Origin of the sequence: Bartonella sp. TT119HLJHH (genome assembly GCF_042193385.1) — a bacterium.
Taxonomy (GTDB): domain Bacteria; phylum Pseudomonadota; class Alphaproteobacteria; order Rhizobiales; family Rhizobiaceae; genus Bartonella.
In genome coordinates this window covers 1-1162 of the sequence record NZ_JBHILS010000096.1, presented here as the reverse complement: position 1 = coordinate 1162, position 1162 = coordinate 1, and the positions used below count along the sequence as shown (strand labels likewise).

Annotated in this window: 2 protein-coding genes; both read right to left on the bottom strand. The window is 44.5% G+C overall.

Annotated features, from left to right (window positions below):
• A partial coding sequence (locus ACFIJL_RS09480; RefSeq protein WP_375624461.1) for a phage terminase large subunit family protein occupies positions 1-690 on the bottom strand: 690 nt, incomplete at its 3' end.
• A partial coding sequence (locus ACFIJL_RS09475) for a hypothetical protein (RefSeq protein WP_375624459.1) occupies positions 680-1162 on the bottom strand: 483 nt, incomplete at its 5' end. The genes ACFIJL_RS09475 and ACFIJL_RS09480, both read right to left, overlap by 11 nt.

Sequence of the window (1162 nt, the reverse complement as noted above, 5' to 3'; positions counted from 1 at the left end):
AAAATCCTTGGCGATACGGCTTGTGTCACGGTGTGTCGGCGTGGACAATTTAAAAATTTTACGTTGAATAAAAGCAGAGGTTCGTTTTTCCGCAATTGTTACAGGATCGCCTTCATTATCGACATTCAATGGGTAAGCATCGACTTCATCCAAAACCAAATAGCGAATAGGAGAAGAACGCAATCCAGCAGCACTATTTGCTCCTGTAATCATCAATGTCCCCCCATAAAATTCCTTTGAAAACATTGTATTTCCACTGTCTCTTGCACGAGCAGGAGCAATGCGTTCACTTAAAGCAGGGCTAGCTGAAATCATCGGATCAAGACGAGACTTTGACAGTTTCTTAGCGGTCTCCACTGTCGGCATCACATAAAGGGCAGGTCCTGGACTATGATGAATGGCATAACCACAAAAGTTCAACGCTGCTTCCGACATTCCAATCTGAGCCCCCTTCATCACAACCGTTGTTTCAGTCGGATCATAAACAGAAAGATTATCCATGATCTCTCGTAAATAGGGGGTACGTATAGTCCTCCATAATCCAGGCTCAGCACTCGTAACTGTGCTCAAATAACGATTTTTATCAGCCCACTGGGAAACAGTATAAGGCGGGTCAGGACGGCGTCCTTCATTCGCATAGCAAAAAAAGAGCCCAGCATCAGAGGACGAGGGCGAAGCATCACTTATCATGTTCTGGATTCTCTTCTAAAATGTTGGGATCGTGAAAAGAAACAGGGACGACATTTTCTACTAAAGCTTTGCGCATATGATGATCGATAGCTCCAATAAGGCTCGCAGCATCACATCCCACTTGCGCCGCAATTTCAGTACCAAAGCGATAGGCAAAATTGAGCATTGTATCTCGATGCGCTCTTCCAAAGTTCCATGCTTCTTTTCTCACTTCTTCACGATCAACAGTTGTTTCACGCAATCGTTCAAGTGCAATCTTTTCTTTTGCTAGCGCAACTTGCATTCGCTCCAGTTTTATCTTGTATTCATTAGCGCCCTCTGTAGAGGCTTGTTTGATCTTTGTTCGCGGTTGGCCATCCGGTGCTAAAAATGGAGCAGGGCGTTTTGTTGGATTCTCATTCCAGATGGCTGTTGCAAGGGCTTCATTGACAGAACCATCTTCAAAAAGAGCCGCATCAAATTTACCTGTCTT